This is a genomic window from Vibrio sp. 10N.222.55.C6, from assembly GCF_041473395.1.
GTDB lineage: Bacteria > Pseudomonadota > Gammaproteobacteria > Enterobacterales > Vibrionaceae > Vibrio > Vibrio crassostreae_C.
This window is the reverse complement of sequence record NZ_JBFRSD010000529.1, coordinates 1-316: the sequence shown is the minus strand read 5'-3', so window position 1 is coordinate 316 and position 316 is coordinate 1. Positions and strand designations below refer to the sequence as shown.

Sequence of the window (316 nt, the reverse complement as noted above, 5' to 3'; positions counted from 1 at the left end):
AAACGCTTCTACGGATGGTGTACATCCGTTACTGTCGGTATCGTGATTGCATTTTCAGTAATCAGCCTTAGCACTACAGATAGCCTAGCAAGTAAAAGAACTAATCTAGAAAGCGCTCGCACTTACACCTTCCCGCAAACATTAGACATGTTGGTAGAGAAACCATTTACTGGTTACGGCTACGGAAAATTTGAATCAGAGTACACTCTGTATACAGCTCGTCAGCACCAACTCAATTCAAACTATCATCCGGGGCTTCCGGCAATGGATCACCCTCACAATGAGTTTCTATTCTGGGGAGTTGAGGGCGGTATTG

At 44.6% G+C, this 316-nt stretch carries 1 protein-coding gene; it reads left to right on the top strand.

Annotation, left to right across the window (positions count from 1 at the left end; translation table 11 throughout):
- On the top strand, positions 1 to 316 hold a 316-nt coding region (locus tag AB4486_RS24925; RefSeq protein ID WP_372119377.1), incomplete at both ends, for an O-antigen ligase family protein.